A 224-nucleotide genomic window follows, 5' to 3' on the forward strand; every position below is an offset into this window, starting at 1 on the left:
TCGATGGATGACGCCACCACACCCCCGAAGATCTCGCGCAAGTCCCTGCATGCCGAGCTGGTCGATCGTTTGCAGCCCCTGTTCATCGGCGGCGAACTGGTCCCGGGGACGAAGGTGCCGGAAAAGGCGCTCTGCGCGCGGTTCGGTGTGTCGCGCACGCCCCTGAGGGAAGCGCTGAAGGTGCTGGCCTCCGACGGGCTGGTGCGGTTGGAGCCGAACCGGGG

General features: G+C 67.9%; 1 protein-coding gene. It reads left to right on the plus strand.

The window, feature by feature from the left end; genetic code table 11:
• Positions 1–3 precede the first annotated feature (3 nt).
• The coding region (locus A3764_RS20995) for a GntR family transcriptional regulator (protein ID WP_150122365.1) at positions 4–224 on the plus strand (221 nt) is incomplete at its 3' end.

The sequence above is a fragment of the Sulfitobacter sp. HI0129 genome (assembly GCF_001635395.1).
GTDB lineage: Bacteria > Pseudomonadota > Alphaproteobacteria > Rhodobacterales > Rhodobacteraceae > Sulfitobacter.